Here is a 15,554-nt window from a genome sequence, read left to right as displayed (position 1 = left end):
GGCTCAGAGGCGTTCGATGATCGTCACATTGGCCTGGCCGCCGCCCTCGCACATGGTCTGCAGGCCGTAGCGGCCGCCGGTGCGCTCCAGTTCGTGCAGCAGGGTCGTCATCAGGCGGACGCCGGTCGCACCGAGCGGATGGCCGAGGGCGATCGCGCCGCCGTTGACATTGACCTTGTCGGGGTCGGCGCCGGTCTCGCGCAGCCAGGCCAGGACGACCGGGGCGAAGGCCTCGTTGATCTCCACGAGGTCGATGGCGTCGATGGTCAGGCCGGTCCTCTTCAGCGCGTGCGCGGTGGCCGGGATGGGGGCGGAGAGCATCCGGATGGGGTCCTCACCGCGTACGGAGAGGTGGTGGACGCGGGCGCGGGGGCGCAGCCCGTGGTCGTGGACCGCCCGTTCGGAGGCGAGCAGCATGGCCGCGGCACCGTCGGAGACCTGGGAGGAGCAGGCCGCGGTGATGGTGCCGCCGTCGAGGACGGGTTTCAGGGCGGCCATCTTCTCCAGGGAGGTGTCCCGACGCGGTCCCTCGTCCACGGCGACCGCGCCGTAGCGGACGGTCTCGCGGTCGAAGCGGCCGGTGTCGAGGGCGTGGATCGCCCGCCGGTGCGAGCGCAGGGCGAACTCCTCCTGCTCCTCGCGGCCGACGCCCCACTTGGCGGCGATCATCTCGGCGCCGGCGAACTGGTTGACGGGCTGGTCGCCGTAGCGGGCGCGCCAGCCGGGGCTGCCGAGGAAGGGGCCGTCGGTCAGGCCGAGCGGTGCGGCGGCCTGCCGGGAGGCGAAGGCGATGGGTATCAGGGACATGTTCTGCACCCCGCCGGCGACCACCAGGTCCTGGGTGCCGGAAAGCACCGCCTGGGCGGCGAAGTGCACGGCCTGCTGGGAGGAGCCGCACTGCCGGTCGACGGTCACGCCCGGCACCTCCTCGGGGAGGCCCGCGGCCAGCCAGCAGGTGCGGGCGATGTCCCCGGCCTGCGGCCCGACCGCGTCCAGACAGCCGAAGACGACGTCCTCCACGGCGGCCGGGTCGATTCCGGTCCGCTCCACCAGCGCCGTCAGCACATGCGCGCCCAGATCGGCCGGGTGGACCGCGCTGAGCCCTCCCCCGCGCCGCCCGACGGGCGTGCGGACCGCTTCGACGATATAGGCCTCGGCCATGACAACTCCCAGACAGGAAAGGGGCGTTATGCGACAGGTGTCACTCGCGTACGGCGATCCCGTCCAGCACCATCGACAGGTACTGACGGGCGATCTCCTCGGGGCTGTGCTGTCCGCCGGGCCGGTACCAGGAGGCGGCGACCCACACGGTGTCGCGCACGAACCGGTAGGTGAGGCGGACGTCGAGGTCGGCGCGGAAGGCATGCTCGGCCACACCTCGCTCCAGCGTGGACAGCCAGGCCCTCTCGAACCGGCGCTGGGACTCCGCGAGGAACGCGAACCGGTCCTGGGCGACGAGCTGCCTGCTCTCCTTCTGGTAGATCGCGACGGCCGCGCGGTGCCGGTCGATCTCCCGGAAGGACTCGGTGACGAGCGCCTCCAGCGTCTCGCGGGGCCCGAGCCCCGCGGCGAGGACGGTGTCGTAGCCGTCCCACAGCTCGTCGAGGAAGGTGCGCAGGATCTCCTCGAGCATCGACTCCTTGGAGTCGAAGTGGTAGTACAGGCTGCCCGCGAGCATCCCGGCGTGGTCGGCGATCCGGCGGACGGTGGTGGCGTTGTAGCCGTGCTCGGCGAAGACCTCGGCTGCGGTGGTGAGGAGTTCGCCGCGCCGGGCCGCTGCCGCGGTCACCTGGGGCTTCTTGTTGGTCGGCACGCACCCATTGTGGTCTGCCCCCGGTCATCAGGGATGCTGGCTGCTGACGGCGACGACCTCGCCGGTCAGGTACGAGGAGTAGTCGGAGGCCAGGAACACGATCACGTTGGCCACCTCCCAGGGCTCCGCGTAGCGCCCGAAGGCCTCCCGCTCGGTCAGCTCCTGGAGCAGTTCGGCGGAGGTGACCTTCACCAGGTGCGGATGCATGGCGAGGCTCGGCGCCACGGCGTTGACCCGCACTCCGTAGGCGGCGGCCTCGATCGCCGCGCACCGGGTCAGCGCCATCACCCCGGCCTTGGCGGCGGCGTAGTGCGCCTGTCCGGCCTGGGCCCGCCAGCCGACGACGGAGGCGTTGTTGACGATCACTCCGCTTCCGGTCCCCCGCATGGCCCGCAGGGCGGCGCGTGTGCACCGGAAGGTGCCGTTCAGTGTCACGTCCAGCACTCGGGACCACTGCTCGTCGGTCATGTCGACCAGGTCCGAAGTGCCGCCCAGGCCCGCGTTGTTGACGACGACGTCCAGCCGTCCGTGCTCGGCCACGGCCGTCTCGAACAGGGCCCGCACCTGGCCTTCGTCGGTGACGTCGCACGGCAGCGCCGTCACCGCGCCCGGGAACCGCCGGGCCAGTTCCGCCTCGTGCTCCTTCAGCCGGCGCGCGTGCGCGTCGCTGATGAGCACGCGCGCGCCCTCCTCCAGGAAGCGGCGCGCGGTCGCTCCGCCGATGCCGGCACCGGCCGCCGCGGTGATGACGGCGGTGCGGCCCCGCAGCAGTCCGTGCCCGGGTACGTAGGCCGGGCTCTCGACGCCTGTCATAGGGGCACGCTAACCTACCAAACACTTGTTAGGGAAGGTCGAGGGAGGAAGGTGTCGGTGGTGGATCTGTCTCACTCCCCGGCCGACGAGGAGTTCCGCGCCGAGGCCCGGGCCTGGCTGGCGGCGCATGTGCCGCGCACGCCGTTCCCGTCCCTGGAGACGGCGGAGGGCTTCGCGGCCCACCGCGGCTGGGAGGGCGAACTGGCCGCGGACCGCTGGTCGGTGGTGTCGTGGCCGAAGGAGTACGGCGGCCGGGACGCCGGGCTCCTGCGCTGGCTGGTCTTCGAGGAGGAGTACTGGGCGGCGGGCGCGCCGGGCCGCGTCGGCCAGAACGGCGTCAGCCTGCTCGCCCCGACACTCTTCGAGCACGGCACGCAGGAGCAACGCGCGCGCGTGCTGCCGTCGATGGCCACCGGCGAGGTGGTCTGGGCGCAGGCCTGGTCCGAGCCGGAGGCGGGCTCCGACCTGGCCTCGCTGACCTCCAGGGCGGTGCGGACGGACGGCGGCTGGCTGATCAGCGGGCAGAAGACGTGGTCCTCGCGGGCGGCCTTCGCCGACCGGGCCTTCGGTCTCTTCCGCAGTGCCCCGGACACCCCGAGACCCCATCAGGGGCTCACCTACCTGATGTTCGACCTGCGGGCACCGGGTGTCACGGTCCGCCCGATCGGCCGCCTGGACGGCAGGCCGGCCTTCGCCGAGCTGTTCCTGGACGACGTGTTCGTGCCGGACGAGGACGTGATCGGCGAGCCCGGCCAGGGCTGGCGGATCGCGATGTCCACGGCGGGCGAAGAACGCGGGCTCACCCTGCGCTCACCGGGCCGTTTCCTCGCCTCGGCACACCGGCTGGTCGAGCTGTGGCGCTCGCGCGGCTGCCCGGAGCACGCGCGCGCCCGGGTGGCCGACGCCCTGATCGGTGCGCGTGCCTATCAGCTGTTCACCTACGCGGCCGCCTCCCGCTTCCTGGAGGGCGAGCGGCTCGGTCCCGAATCCAGCATGAACAAGGTCTTCTGGTCCGAACTGGACCTCGCGCTGCACGAGACGGCGCTCGATCTGCTGGAGGAGGACGGCGAGTCGGCCGACACCGCCTGGTCCGAGGGGTATGTGTTCGCGCTCGCGGGCCCGATCTACGCGGGCGCCAACGAGATCCAGCGGGACATCGTCGCCGAGCGGCTGCTCGGCCTGCCGAAGGGACGCCGCTGATGCGCTTCCTGCCCGACGCCGAACAGCGCGCCTTCACCGCGTCGCTGCACGCGATGCTGTCGGCCGCGGACACCCCGGCGGTGGTCCGGGACTGGAGCCGCGGTGACCACGCGAGCGGGCGCGCACTGTGGTCGCGGATCGCGGAGGCAGGGGTGTTCGGCCTCGCGGTGCCGCAGGAGTACGGCGGGCTGGAGCCGCATCCCGTGGAACTGGCGCTCGCCTTCGTGGAGCTGGGGCGTCATGCGGTACCGGGTCCGCTGGTGGAGACGGTCGCGGCGGCCGTACTCCTCGAAGACCCTCCGTCGGCCGGACGCTTCCTGCCCGGACTCGTGGCCGGGACCGACCTCGCGACGGTGGCGGCGCCCGCCGGACCCGCCCTCGACGGCCACGCGTCCGCGCTCCGCCTCGCTCTCGACGGCGACGCGGCCACCCTGCGCCTCGCCGTCACCGCCGACGGGCTGTACCTGTCCACCGGCGCCGCGGGCCCGGTGCGCCGCTGTCTCGACCCCGCCCGCCGGCTGACGCCGCTCGCCCCGCAGGGCGAACTCCTCACCGCCGATCCCCCGCGCGAGCGCGCCCTCACCTGGGGCCGTCTCGCCGTCGCCGCCCAGGCCCTGGGTGTCGGACTCGCCCTGCTGGACCGCACGGTCGCGTATGTCGGGCAGCGCACCCAGTTCGGCGTCCCCATCGGCTCCTTCCAGGCGGTCAAGCACCGCCTTGCCGACGCCATGACGGCCCTGGAGTTCGCCCGGCCGCTCGTCCTCGGCGCCGCGACCTCACTGCGGCCCGCCGACGTCGCCGCCGCCAAGCTCAAGGCCTGCGAGGCGGCGTACGGCGCGGCCCGTGCGGCGCTGCAGCTGCACGGCGCGATCGGCTACACCGCGGAGTTCGACCTGTCCCTGTGGCTGACCAGGGCCCGCGCCCTGCGGACGGCGTGGGGCGCACCCGAGGAGTGCCGGAAGCTGGTTCTCGACGACGCACTCAAGGGACCGGCAGGACCCTGAGCGAGATCCGGGCACCCTGCCCCTCCTGTGCCGGGGTGTGCCGTCAGGCCTGCCGTACGATCCCCGCGGTGCGCGCGGCGACCAGCCACTGCGGGAACTCGCCGACGAGCCGGTCGTACAGCTCGGCGTCGGACAGGCTCCGCGGGTTCCGGCCGGCGTGGAAGAAGCCCGCGTTGTCCACGATCCGCCGGTCCGGGACGGCCAGCTCGTCGAGCTTCCGCAGGAACTCGAACTGCCGGCTGCCCGGATCGCCGAAGCCGACGAACTGCCAGAACAGCGGCAGCCCGGCCGCCTTGCACAGATGGCGTTCGGCGGCGAACTTGTCGATCGGGCCGCCGTCGGTCTGGAAGACCACCAGGGCGGGGTCGGTGGCGCCGCTGTCCAGGTAGTGGTCGATGACGGCGTCCATCGCCCGGTGATAGCCGGTCTTTCCCATGTGCCCGAGCCCGGCCACGATCCGCTCGACGCTGCCCGCATGGCTCGCCAGGTCGATGTCGGTGACCGCGTCGACGTCCGTGGAGAAGAACACCACCGGCACCCGGCCGTCGTCGTCCAGGTGCGCGGACAGGCCCAGCACCCGGTCGGCGAGCGCCTGCACACTGCCGTCCTTGTAGTACGGCCTCATCGAGCCCGAGTAGTCGACCACCAGGTAGACGGCGGCGCGCAGCCCGTCCAGGCCGTGCTTGGCGAGCGACATCCCCGCGGACCGGTAGGCGCCGACGAGCGCGGGCGCGGTCTCCTCCACCTTCCTGAGGCTGATCGCGGCCATGGCCCCCCTGTCCCCCTCGGCTGTCCGGAGCGCCGAGCCTACGTGATCAACCGGCGGGGCGGACATGCGACGACGCCTGCCCAGGGTCCGGTCGGGGACAGTGGGCAGGCGCCGTCTGGTGTTCCGTACGCCGTTGTACGGGACGCTTTTCGGATGCCGTCAGACCGCCAGGGCGCGGTCGGTCGGGCGGATCGGGGCCGGCAGGTCGCTGGCACCGGTCAGGAACCGGTCGACACCGCGGGCGGCCGAGCGGCCCTCCGCGATCGCCCACACGATGAGGGACTGGCCGCGGCCGGCGTCACCGGCGACGAACACACCCGGCACGTTGGTCTGGAATTCGGCGTCGCGGGCGATGTTACCGCGTTCGTCGAGGTCCAGGCCGAACTGGTCCACGAGGCCGTTCTCCCGGTCCGTGCCCGTGAAGCCCATCGCGAGGGTCACCAGCTGGGCCGGGATCTTGCGCTCGGTGCCCGGCTTGGAGGTCAGCCTGCCCTCGACGAACTCCACCTCGGCCAGGTGCAGCCACTGCACGTTGCCGTCCTCGTCGCCCTCGAAGTGGGTCGTCGAGGCGGAGTAGATCCGCTCGCCGCCCTCCTCGTGGGCCGAGGTGACCTTGTACAGGATCGGGAAGGTCGGCCACGGCTGGCTGGTCGGGTGCCGCTCGTCGTTCGGGCGGGGCATGATCTCCAGCTGGGTGACGGAGGCCGCGCCCTGGCGGTGGGCGGTGCCCACGCAGTCCGCGCCGGTGTCACCGCCGCCGATGACGACGACGTGCTTGCCCTCGGCGGAGACGGGCGCGGTGACGTAGTCGCCCTCCTGGACCTTGTTCGCCAGGGGCAGGTACTCCATGGCCTGGTAGATGCCCTTGAGCTCGCGGCCCGGAACCGGGAGATCGCGGGCCTTGGTCGCACCGGCGGCGATCACGATCGCGTCGTACCGCTTCTTCAGGTCGGTCGCCTTGAGGTCGCGGCCGATCTCGATGCCGGTACGGAAGCGGGTGCCCTCCGCCCGCATCTGCTCGATACGGCGGTTGATGTGCCGCTTCTCCATCTTGAACTCGGGGATGCCGTAGCGCAGGAGGCCTCCGACGCGGTCCGCGCGCTCGTAGACGGCGACGGTGTGGCCGGCCCGGGTCAGCTGCTGGGCGGCGGCGAGGCCCGCCGGACCCGAGCCGATGACCGCGACCGTCTTGCCGGACAGGCGCTCGGGGGCCTGCGCGGCGACGGTGCCCGCGTCCCAGGCCTTGTCGATGATCGCGACCTCGACGTTCTTGATGGTGACCGGCGGCTGGTTGATGCCGAGCACACACGCCGACTCGCAGGGAGCGGGGCACAGGCGGCCCGTGAACTCCGGGAAGTTGTTGGTGGCGTGCAGGCGCTCGGAGGCGGCGGTCCAGTCCTCGCGGTAGGCGTAGTCGTTCCACTCGGGGATCAGGTTTCCGAGCGGACAGCCGTTGTGGCAGAACGGGATGCCGCAGTCCATGCAGCGGCTGGCCTGCTTGCTGATGATCGGCAGCAGGGAGCCGGGGACGTAGACCTCGTTCCAGTCCTTGACGCGCTCACCGACGGGACGGGTCCGGGCGACCTCGCGGCCGTGGTTCAGGAAGCCCTTCGGGTCAGCCATTGATCGCCGCCTCCATCATCTTCTCGGTGATCTCGGTCTCGGTCAGACCGGCTCGCTCGGCGGCGTCCTTGGCGGCGAGCACTGCCTTGTACGTGCTGGGGATGATCTTGCTGAACCGAGCCGCGGCCACATCCCAGTCGGCGAGCAGCTTCTCGGCGACCGTCGAGCCGGTCTCCTCGGCGTGGCGGCGCACGGCGTCGTGCAGCCACTGCCTGTCCGCGTCGTCCAGCGCCTCGACCGCGTCGGCGTTGCCCGCGTTGACGTTGTCGCGGTCGAGGTCGATGACGTAGGCGATGCCGCCGGACATGCCCGCCGCGAAGTTGCGGCCGGTCGGGCCGAGGACGACCGCGTGACCGCCGGTCATGTACTCGCAGCCGTGGTCGCCCACGCCCTCGGAGACGACGAGCGCGCCGGAGTTGCGGACGCAGAACCGCTCACCGGTACGACCGCGCAGGTACAGCTCGCCGCCGGTGGCGCCGTAGCCGATGGTGTTGCCCGCGATGGTCGAGTACTCGGCGAGGTGGTCGGCCGCGCGGTCCGGGCGCACGACGAGCCGGCCGCCCGAGAGGCCCTTGCCGACGTAGTCGTTGGCGTCGCCCTCCAGGCGCAGCGTGACGCCGTGCGGCAGGAAGGCGCCGAAGGACTGGCCGGCCGAGCCGGTGAAGGTGATGTCGATGGTGTCGGTGGGCAGGCCCGCGCCGCCGAACTTCTTCGTCACCTCGTGGCCGAGCATGGTGCCGACCGTGCGGTTGATGTTGCGGATGGCGACCTGGGCGCGCACCGGCTGGGCCTCGGTCGCGTCGTTCGCGGCGAGGGCGTCGGCGGCGAGCTTGATCAGCTCGTTGTCCAGGGCCTTCTCCAGGCCGTGGTCCTGGGGGACCACCTGGTGGCGGACGGCACCCTCGGGCAGCGACGGCACATGGAAGAGCGGCTCCAGGTCCAGGCCCTGCGCCTTCCAGTGGTCGACGGCCCGCGCCACGTCGAGGGCCTCGGCGTGGCCGACGGCCTCCTCGATGGAGCGGAAGCCCAGCTCGGCGAGGATCTCGCGGACCTCCTCGGCGATGAACTGGAAGAAGTTCACCACGTACTCGGCCTTGCCGGCGAAGCGGTCGCGCAGGGTCGGGTTCTGGGTGGCGATGCCGACCGGGCAGGTGTCCAGGTGGCAGACGCGCATCATCACGCAGCCGGAGACGACGAGCGGAGCGGTCGCGAAACCGAACTCCTCGGCGCCGAGCAGCGCGGCGATGACCACGTCACGACCGGTCTTCAGCTGGCCGTCGGTCTGGACGACGATCCGGTCGCGCAGGCCGTTGAGCAGCAGGGTCTGCTGGGTCTCGGCGAGGCCCAGCTCCCAGGGGCCGCCCGCGTGCTTCAGCGAGGTCAGCGGCGAGGCGCCCGTGCCGCCGTCGTGGCCGGAGATGAGCACGACGTCGGCGTGCGCCTTGGAGACACCCGCGGCGACCGTGCCGACGCCGACCTCGGAGACCAGCTTGACGTGAATCCGCGCCCGCGGGTTCGCGTTCTTCAGGTCGTGGATCAGCTGGGCCAGGTCCTCGATGGAGTAGATGTCGTGGTGCGGCGGCGGGGAGATCAGGCCGACGCCCGGCGTCGAGTGCCGCGTCTTGGCGACCCACGGGTAGACCTTGTGGCCGGGCAGCTGGCCGCCCTCGCCGGGCTTGGCGCCCTGGGCCATCTTGATCTGGATGTCGTCCGCGTTGACCAGGTACTCGGAGGTGACGCCGAAGCGGCCGGAGGCGACCTGCTTGATGGCGCTGCGCCGCGCCGGGTCGTACAGGCGGTCCGGGTCCTCGCCGCCCTCACCGGTGTTGGACTTGCCGCCCAGCTGGTTCATGGCGATGGCGAGGGTCTCGTGCGCCTCCTTGGAGATGGAGCCGTACGACATGGCGCCCGTGGAGAAACGCTTGACGATCTCGCTCGTCGGCTCGACCTCGTCGAGGGGGATCGGCCGGCGGCCGGAGTCGAAGCCGAACAGGCCGCGCAGCGTCATCAGGCGCTCGGACTGCTCGTTCACCCGCTCGGTGTACTTCTTGAAGATGTCGAAGCGGCCGCTGCGCGTGGCGTGCTGGAGGCGGAAGACCGTCTCCGGGTCGAACAGGTGCGGCTCGCCCTCGCGGCGCCACTGGTACTCGCCGCCGATCTCCAGCGCGCGGTGCGCCGGGGCGATCCCGGAGGCCGGGTAGGCCTTGGCGTGGCGGGCGGCGACCTCCTGGGCGATGACGTCGATGCCGACGCCGCCGATCTTGGTGGCGGTGCCGTTGAAGTACTTCTCGACGAAGGCCTCGTCCAGGCCGACGGCCTCGAAGACCTGGGCGCCGCGGTAGGAGGCGACGGTGGAGATGCCCATCTTCGACATGACCTTCAGCACGCCCTTGCCGAGGGCGTAGATCAGGTTCTTGATGGCCTTCTCCGGCTCGATGCCGTTCAGGAAGGTGCCCGCGCGCAGCAGGTCCTCGACGGACTCCATCGCCAGGTACGGGTTGACGGCGGCGGCGCCGAAGCCGATCAGCAGGGCGACGTGGTGGACCTCGCGGACGTCGCCGGCCTCGACCAGCAGGCCCACGTGGGTACGCTGCTTGGTGCGGATGAGGTGGTGGTGGACGGCCGCGGTGAGCAGCAGCGACGGGATCGGCGCGTGCTCGGCGTCGGAGTGCCGGTCGGACAGGACGATCAGGCGGGCGCCGTTGTCTATGGCGGCGTCGGCCTCGGCGCAGATCTCGGCGATGCGCGCGGCGAGGGAGTCACCGCCGCCGGAGACCCGGTACAGACCGGAGAGGGTCGCGGCCTTGAAGCCGGGCATGTCGCCGTCGGCGTTGATGTGGATGAGCTTGGCCAGCTCGTCGTTGTCGATCACCGGGAAGGGCAGTGTCACGGACCGGCAGGAGGCGGCGGTCGGGTCGAGCAGATTGCCCTGCGGGCCCAGCGAGGAGCGCAGCGAGGTGACCAGCTCCTCGCGGATCGCGTCCAGCGGCGGGTTGGTGACCTGCGCGAACAGCTGGGTGAAGTAGTCGAACAGCAGGCGCGGGCGCTCGGAGAGGGCCGCGATCGGGCTGTCGGTGCCCATGGAGCCGATCGGCTCGGCGCCGGCGCGGGCCATCGGGGCGAGGATGACGCGCAGCTCCTCCTCGGTGTAGCCGAAGGTCTGCTGGCGGCGGGTGACCGAGGCGTGGGTGTGGACGATGTGCTCGCGCTCGGGCAGGTCGCCCAGCTCGATCTCGCCCGTCTCCACCCACTCGGCGTAGGGCTGCTCGGCGGCGAGGGCCGCCTTGATCTCGTCGTCCTCGATGATGCGGCGCTCGGCGGTGTCGACGAGGAACATCTTGCCGGGCTGCAGCCGGCCCTTGCGGACGACCTTGGCCGGGTCGATGTCGAGGACGCCGACCTCGGAGCCGAGGACGACGAGGCCGTCGTCGGTGACCCAGTAGCGGCCGGGGCGCAGGCCGTTGCGGTCGAGCACGGCGCCGACCTGGGTGCCGTCGGTGAAGGTGACGCAGGCCGGGCCGTCCCAGGGCTCCATCATCGTGGAGTGGTAGCCGTAGAAGGCGCGCCGGGCCGCGTCCATGGAGTCGTGGTTCTCCCACGCCTCCGGGATCATCATCAGCACGGAGTGCGGCAGCGAACGGCCGCCCAGGTGCAGCAGCTCCAGGACCTCGTCGAAGGAGGCGGAGTCGGAGGCGTCCGGCGTGCAGACCGGGAAGACGCGCTCGATGTCACCGGTGCCGAACAGGTCGGAGACCAGCTGCGACTCGCGGGCGCGCATCCAGTTGCGGTTGCCCTTGACGGTGTTGATCTCACCGTTGTGCGCGACGAAGCGGTAGGGGTGCGCGAGCGGCCACGACGGGAAGGTGTTCGTGGAGAACCGGGAGTGCACGAGCGCGATCGCGGAGGCGAAGCGGCGGTCGGACAAGTCCGGGAAGAAGGGCTCCAGCTGGCCGGTGGTCAGCATGCCCTTGTAGACGATCGTGCGCGCGGAGAGCGACGGGAAGTAGACACCGGCCTCGCGCTCGGCGCGCTTGCGCAGCACGAACGCCTTGCGGTCCAGCGCGATGCCCTCGCTGGTGTGGTCGGCGACGAAGATCTGGCGGAACACCGGCATGGTGGAGCGGGCGGTGGCGCCGAGCAGCTCCGGGGCGACGGGGACCTCACGCCAGCCGAGGACGGTGAGGCCTTCCTCGTCGGCGATCGTCTCGATCCGTGAGACGGCACCCTCGGTGCCCTCCCCGGGCAGGAAGGCGATGCCTACCGCGTAGGAGCCCGCCGAAGGAAGGTCGAAACCGGCCACCTCACGGAAGAACGCGTCGGGCACCTGGGAGAGGATGCCGGCGCCGTCCCCTGAGTCGGGCTCGGAGCCGGTGGCTCCGCGGTGCTCCAGGTTGCGCAGCACGGTGAGCGCCTGCTCGACCAGCGTGTGGGACGCCTCGCCGGTAAGGGTGGCGACGAAACCGACGCCGCACGCGTCGTGTTCGTTGCGGGGGTCGTACATACCCTGAGCAGCAGGGCGAGCATCCATGAACGACCAGTTCTGGCCATTCGCGGAATGCTGGGACGGCTGGCGCGGCGTACGCATCGGCTCTCCCGTCGTCGTCATGTGGCATGTGGCAGGTGCCGAGGGACGACGTTGGCCCTCTGCGTGAGATCAAAATTTCGTGCAGGTTACATGATGGAGCGGTTCTCGGGAAGCGGATACTCCGTTCCAACATGCGGACACCACGGGGTCCGTGGCCGGGATGCCGCGCGAGGGCGGCGGAGCGCCGCACGGGGCGGCGGGGGTACCGCGCGAGGGCGGCGGGAGCCGCGCGTGGCGGCCTGGAGTGCCGCACGCGGCGGCGAACGCGTCAAAGGGACCGTTGCGGACACGATCGATCGGATCGGTGTCCGGCGGTCCGAGGGGGCGGGGGGAGCGTCTTCACTCACTCCGCGGGGGTGCGGCAGGCGTCATTGCTTGCGGCGCTTACGGCTCATGCCCCGTGGTCACGCGGTCGAAACCAGCGAGTAACGGGCTGGCGAGTACCTATGCGTCCCGTTGCATAGGTACCGACGACGTTATCCTACGGCCGTTCCGAACAGGCTGCCCAGGGCGTACGTCACACCGGCCGCAGCACCGCCCAGCGCAAGCTGCCTGAGGCCGCTGTACCACCAGCTGCGCGCGGTCACCTTGGCCACCACCGCGCCGCAGCCGAAGAGCCCGACGAGAGCGAGCAGCAGGGCGGGCCACAGCGCGGTCGCGCCGAGCAGGAACGGCAGCACGGGCAGCAGGGCGCCCAGGGCGAAGGACCCGAACGAGGACACCGCGGCGACCAGCGGCGACGGCAGGTCGCCCGGGTCGATGCCCAGCTCCTCCCGGGCGTGTATCTCCAGCGCCTGCTCCGGGTCCTTGGACAGCTGCCGCGCGACCTCGCGGGCCAGCTCGGGCTCCACCCCACGGGAGACGTACAGGGCGGCCAGCTCGTCCTCCTCGTCCTGCGGGTGCCTGCGCAGCTCACGGCGCTCGACATCGAGTTCGGCCTCGACCAGCTCCCGCTGGGAGGCGACGGAGGTGTACTCGCCGGCCGCCATGGAGAAGGCGCCGGCGGCGAGGCCCGCGAGACCGGTGATGACGATGGTCTGATGGCTCACGGCCCCGCCGGCCACACCGGTCATCAGGGCGAGGTTGGAGACGAGGCCGTCCATGGCGCCGAAGACGGCGGGGCGCAGCCAGCCGCCGTTGACATCGCGGTGCGTGTGGTTGTCCCGGTGCGCCTCGTGCAGCGCGGCCTGGGTTTCGATGACGGCCATGCGGACCCCCGGATAGCTTAGCCAAAGCTAACTTTGGACGAGTTCTACTTTTCGACCATCCAGAATCTACGCCCATTCCCACCCGCTCGCCACCAAGGAAAGGCTGGGCTAACCTGCACCTTTACCTGACTTTGCTCATCCGTGCATGATCTTGCTCAGATGCCAAGCGGGTGACGGGAACCCCGCGGAGGCTCGGCCGGCCGGACGCCGTGGCACACATCCGCAAAGCGTCTTCGTGGTCCCGCCGGCCCTCGTGGTCCCGCCGGCCCTCGTGGTCCCTCTGAAGGAGGCCGCCCATGGCATCGATCGCCTGCACTCCCCCGGTCCCGGCGCCCGACGACGCCGCCGGACTGCACGAGAGAGCCCGCGGCGCGCTGCTCGGCCTGGCCGTCGGAGACGCGCTCGGCGCGCCCGCGGAGAACCTCAGACCGTCCGAGATCCGGGCTCGCTGGGGCCGCATCACCGGGTACGTCACCGACCACCCCTGCGGCACGGACGACACCGAGTACGCCATCTTCTCCGGACTCCTGCTCGCCCGGCACGGCTCCGCGCTCACCCCGACCCATGTGGAGGCGGCCTGGCACGAGTGGATCGCCGACCGCGCCGAGGGCCCCTTCCGAGGAGCGGGCTTCAGCGAACGCGGCACCCTGGAGAACCTCCGCCGCGGGCTCGCCGCCCCCATCTCGGCCCAGCACCGTCACGCCTGGAGCGACGGCCTGGCGATGCGCGCCGCCCCCTTCGGCGTCTTCGCGGCCGGCCGCCCCGCCGAAGCGGCCCGGCTGGTGGCGATCGACGGCTCGATCAGCCATGAGGGTGAGGGCATCTACGGCGGTCAGGCGGTCGCGGCGGGAGTGGCGGCGGCGATGACGGGCGCACCGGTCCCGGTGGTGATCGCCGCGGCGCTCGCGGTCGTCCCGGACGACTCCTGGACGGCACGCTCCCTGCGCCGTGCGGTGGCCGTGGCCCACCGCGGCGAACGCGCGGTGCGCTGCGCGGTCGTCATCGGCGGCTACCCCTGGACCGACCTCGCCCCCGAGGCGGTCGCCCTCGCCTTCGGCGCGTACGCGGCGGCCGACGGCGACTTCGCAGAGGCGGTCCTGACGGCCGTCAACATGGGCCGCGACGCGGACACGACGGCCGCGGTGGCGGGCGCCCTGGCCGGCGCGACGCGGGGCGCGGCGGCGATCCCCGCCCACTGGGCCACGGCGATCGGACCGTCCCGGGGGCGCTGTCTGCCGTCGATGGCAGGCCATCACGTACTGGAGGTGGCGGAGCTGCTGGTGCCCGCTCCCCCACGACCGGCCGCGCCCCTGCCCTGCGCCTCTCCACCGGGCGAGCCGGGCGGCCGGACGAGCGAACGGGGAACCGGCAGGGGCAGCCCGCTGGCCGGGTACGCGGACAGCGAGGTCCGGTCATGACCGTGCGCCGCATCGAGGGGCTCCTGCTCGGGCTCGCCGCGGGTGATGCCGCCGGCTGGCCGGCCGCGCGGCACCGGGCCAGCCGTATGCCGGAATGGACCCGACGCCTCACCCGCGAGCTGGACACCTTCGCCGAGCAGAACGCCACCACCACCCTGCCGGTGCCGATCGCCCTCAACCAGCCCCCCGAACCCCTCCGCCTCGGCCCCTCCGACGACGCCGAGTGGGCGGCCTTCGCCGCGGAGGCGGTGCTGCGGGCAGGCGACGACGACGTGCTCGGCGACCTCAGCCGGGAGCGCCGTACCCGCGCCGCCATCGACCTCACCTGGACCGCCGTGGCCGCGGAAGTCGCCGCGGCGGCGGACCGCGCGCCCGAGATCGAGTCCGCCGTCCTGCCCCTGCGCGCCCGTATCTCCGTCCGCGCCGGCCTCGGCAACCTCGCCGCCGGCCTGCGCCCGCCCGCCACCGGCCACGACAACCCGCACTACTTCGACGACGCTGCCTGCGTCCGCGCCTGCGTCCTCGCCGTCGCCCACCCCGGCGACCCCGAACGTGCCGCCGGCCTCGCCGAGTTCGACGCCCGCTACACCCAGGACGGCGACGGTGTGCACGGCGCCCGCGCCATGGCCGCGGCGCTCGCGCTGGCCCTCGCCGGCGCCGGCCCCGACACCTGTGTGACCGCGGCGCTCGCCGAGCTCCCGGCGGACACCGAGATCGGCCGCAACACCCGCCACGCCCTCGCCCTCGCCGAGGACAGCGAGTCCGCCTTCGCCCTCGTCCCGCTCCTGGAGCACCAGATCGTCGACCACGTCTACAGCTACGGCATCGCCGCCGCCGAGACGGTCCCGGTCGCCCTGGCCCTCGCCACCGCGGCCGGCGGCCGGATCGCCGCGGCCGTACCCGCCGCCGCCTGCCTGTCCCGGGTGGCCGACTCCGCCCCCGCCCTCACGGGCGCCCTCACCGGGGCCCTCGGCGGCGGCGCGGCCGTCCCGCGGACCTGGCGGGACGCCTGCCGCACCCTGTCCGGCTGCGCGCTGCCCCGTCTCGCCGGCACCGACCTGGTGGAACTCGCCGGACTCCTGGAAGCCGTACAACCGGCCCGCCCAGGAGGATGATTCGGG

At 72.3% G+C, this 15,554-nt stretch carries 11 protein-coding genes; 4 read left to right on the top strand and 7 right to left on the bottom strand.

Annotated features, from left to right (window positions below; all coding sequences use genetic code 11):
• Positions 1–3: 3 nt before the first annotated feature.
• The 3 genes from AQI95_RS20645 to AQI95_RS20635 are packed head-to-tail and all read right to left on the bottom strand — an operon-like array spanning position 4 to position 2,626.
• Positions 4–1,161, bottom strand: coding sequence for an acetyl-CoA C-acetyltransferase (locus tag AQI95_RS20645; protein WP_067125464.1), 1,158 nt, complete (start codon positions 1,159–1,161; stop codon positions 4–6).
• 40 nt (positions 1,162–1,201) lie between these two features.
• Positions 1,202–1,813 carry a TetR/AcrR family transcriptional regulator gene (locus AQI95_RS20640; RefSeq protein ID WP_067125461.1) on the bottom strand — a complete coding sequence of 204 codons (612 nt, stop codon included), beginning with the start codon at positions 1,811–1,813 and terminating at the stop codon, positions 1,202–1,204.
• Positions 1,814–1,840: 27 nt separating this feature from the next.
• The gene (locus AQI95_RS20635) at positions 1,841–2,626 is read right to left on the bottom strand and encodes an SDR family oxidoreductase (protein WP_067125459.1); all 786 of its coding nucleotides are present in this window, start codon (positions 2,624–2,626) and stop codon (positions 1,841–1,843) included.
• 60 nt (positions 2,627–2,686) lie between these two features.
• On the opposite strand from AQI95_RS20635, the gene AQI95_RS20630 reads away from it, so the two are divergent.
• Positions 2,687–3,826: an acyl-CoA dehydrogenase family protein gene (locus tag AQI95_RS20630; protein ID WP_067126297.1), complete on the top strand. Its 1,140-nt coding sequence runs from the start codon at positions 2,687–2,689 to the stop codon at positions 3,824–3,826.
• Positions 3,826–4,830, top strand: coding sequence for an acyl-CoA dehydrogenase family protein (locus AQI95_RS20625; RefSeq protein WP_067125455.1), 1,005 nt, complete (start codon positions 3,826–3,828; stop codon positions 4,828–4,830). The genes AQI95_RS20630 and AQI95_RS20625 overlap by 1 nt, the downstream gene beginning before the upstream one ends.
• A gap of 43 nt (positions 4,831–4,873) precedes the next feature.
• On the opposite strand, the gene AQI95_RS20620 is transcribed toward AQI95_RS20625, so the two are convergent.
• The 4 genes from AQI95_RS20620 to AQI95_RS20605 all read right to left on the bottom strand — a co-directional run bounded on the left by AQI95_RS20620 (position 4,874) and on the right by AQI95_RS20605 (position 13,015).
• Positions 4,874–5,599 (bottom strand): VWA domain-containing protein, encoded by a 726-nt coding sequence (locus tag AQI95_RS20620; RefSeq protein WP_067125452.1) that lies wholly within the window; start codon positions 5,597–5,599, stop codon positions 4,874–4,876.
• 159 nt (positions 5,600–5,758) lie between these two features.
• Positions 5,759–7,222 carry a glutamate synthase subunit beta gene (locus AQI95_RS20615; RefSeq protein WP_067125448.1) on the bottom strand — a complete coding sequence of 488 codons (1,464 nt, stop codon included), beginning with the start codon at positions 7,220–7,222 and terminating at the stop codon, positions 5,759–5,761.
• On the bottom strand, positions 7,215–11,807 hold the full coding sequence (gene gltB, locus AQI95_RS20610) for a glutamate synthase large subunit (RefSeq protein ID WP_208614226.1): 4,593 nt from the start codon (positions 11,805–11,807) through the stop codon (positions 7,215–7,217). The genes AQI95_RS20615 and gltB overlap by 8 nt, the downstream gene beginning before the upstream one ends.
• 476 nt (positions 11,808–12,283) lie before the next feature.
• On the bottom strand, positions 12,284–13,015 hold the full coding sequence (locus tag AQI95_RS20605; RefSeq protein WP_067125442.1) for a VIT1/CCC1 transporter family protein: 732 nt from the start codon (positions 13,013–13,015) through the stop codon (positions 12,284–12,286).
• A gap of 296 nt (positions 13,016–13,311) precedes the next feature.
• Between AQI95_RS20605 and AQI95_RS20600 the strand changes: the two genes are divergently transcribed.
• Both AQI95_RS20600 and AQI95_RS20595 read left to right on the top strand, forming a co-directional pair.
• Positions 13,312–14,433 carry an ADP-ribosylglycohydrolase family protein gene (locus tag AQI95_RS20600; RefSeq protein WP_244188800.1) on the top strand — a complete coding sequence of 374 codons (1,122 nt, stop codon included), beginning with the start codon at positions 13,312–13,314 and terminating at the stop codon, positions 14,431–14,433.
• Positions 14,430–15,548 (top strand): ADP-ribosylglycohydrolase family protein, encoded by a 1,119-nt coding sequence (locus tag AQI95_RS20595; protein ID WP_067125439.1) that lies wholly within the window; start codon positions 14,430–14,432, stop codon positions 15,546–15,548. The genes AQI95_RS20600 and AQI95_RS20595 overlap by 4 nt, the downstream gene beginning before the upstream one ends.
• The last annotated feature ends 6 nt before the right edge of the window (positions 15,549–15,554 follow it).

Source organism: Streptomyces yokosukanensis (assembly GCF_001514035.1).
Lineage (GTDB): Bacteria > Actinomycetota > Actinomycetes > Streptomycetales > Streptomycetaceae > Streptomyces > Streptomyces yokosukanensis.
This window is presented reverse-complemented; position numbering and strand designations above follow the sequence as displayed.

Coding starts and splice junctions, on each gene's coding strand:
- AQI95_RS20645 (WP_067125464.1), bottom strand. CDS start 1,161: ATGGCCGAGGCCTATATCGTCGAAGCGGTCCGCACGCCCGTCGGGCGG.
- AQI95_RS20635 (WP_067125459.1), bottom strand. CDS start 2,626: ATGACAGGCGTCGAGAGCCCGGCCTACGTACCCGGGCACGGACTGCTG.
- AQI95_RS20625 (WP_067125455.1), top strand. CDS start 3,826: ATGCGCTTCCTGCCCGACGCCGAACAGCGCGCCTTCACCGCGTCGCTG.
- AQI95_RS20620 (WP_067125452.1), bottom strand. CDS start 5,599: ATGGCCGCGATCAGCCTCAGGAAGGTGGAGGAGACCGCGCCCGCGCTC.
- AQI95_RS20615 (WP_067125448.1), bottom strand. CDS start 7,222: ATGGCTGACCCGAAGGGCTTCCTGAACCACGGCCGCGAGGTCGCCCGG.
- gltB (WP_208614226.1), bottom strand. CDS start 11,807: ATGCGTACGCCGCGCCAGCCGTCCCAGCATTCCGCGAATGGCCAGAAC.
- AQI95_RS20605 (WP_067125442.1), bottom strand. CDS start 13,015: ATGGCCGTCATCGAAACCCAGGCCGCGCTGCACGAGGCGCACCGGGAC.
- AQI95_RS20600 (WP_244188800.1), top strand. CDS start 13,312: ATGGCATCGATCGCCTGCACTCCCCCGGTCCCGGCGCCCGACGACGCC.
- AQI95_RS20595 (WP_067125439.1), top strand. CDS start 14,430: ATGACCGTGCGCCGCATCGAGGGGCTCCTGCTCGGGCTCGCCGCGGGT.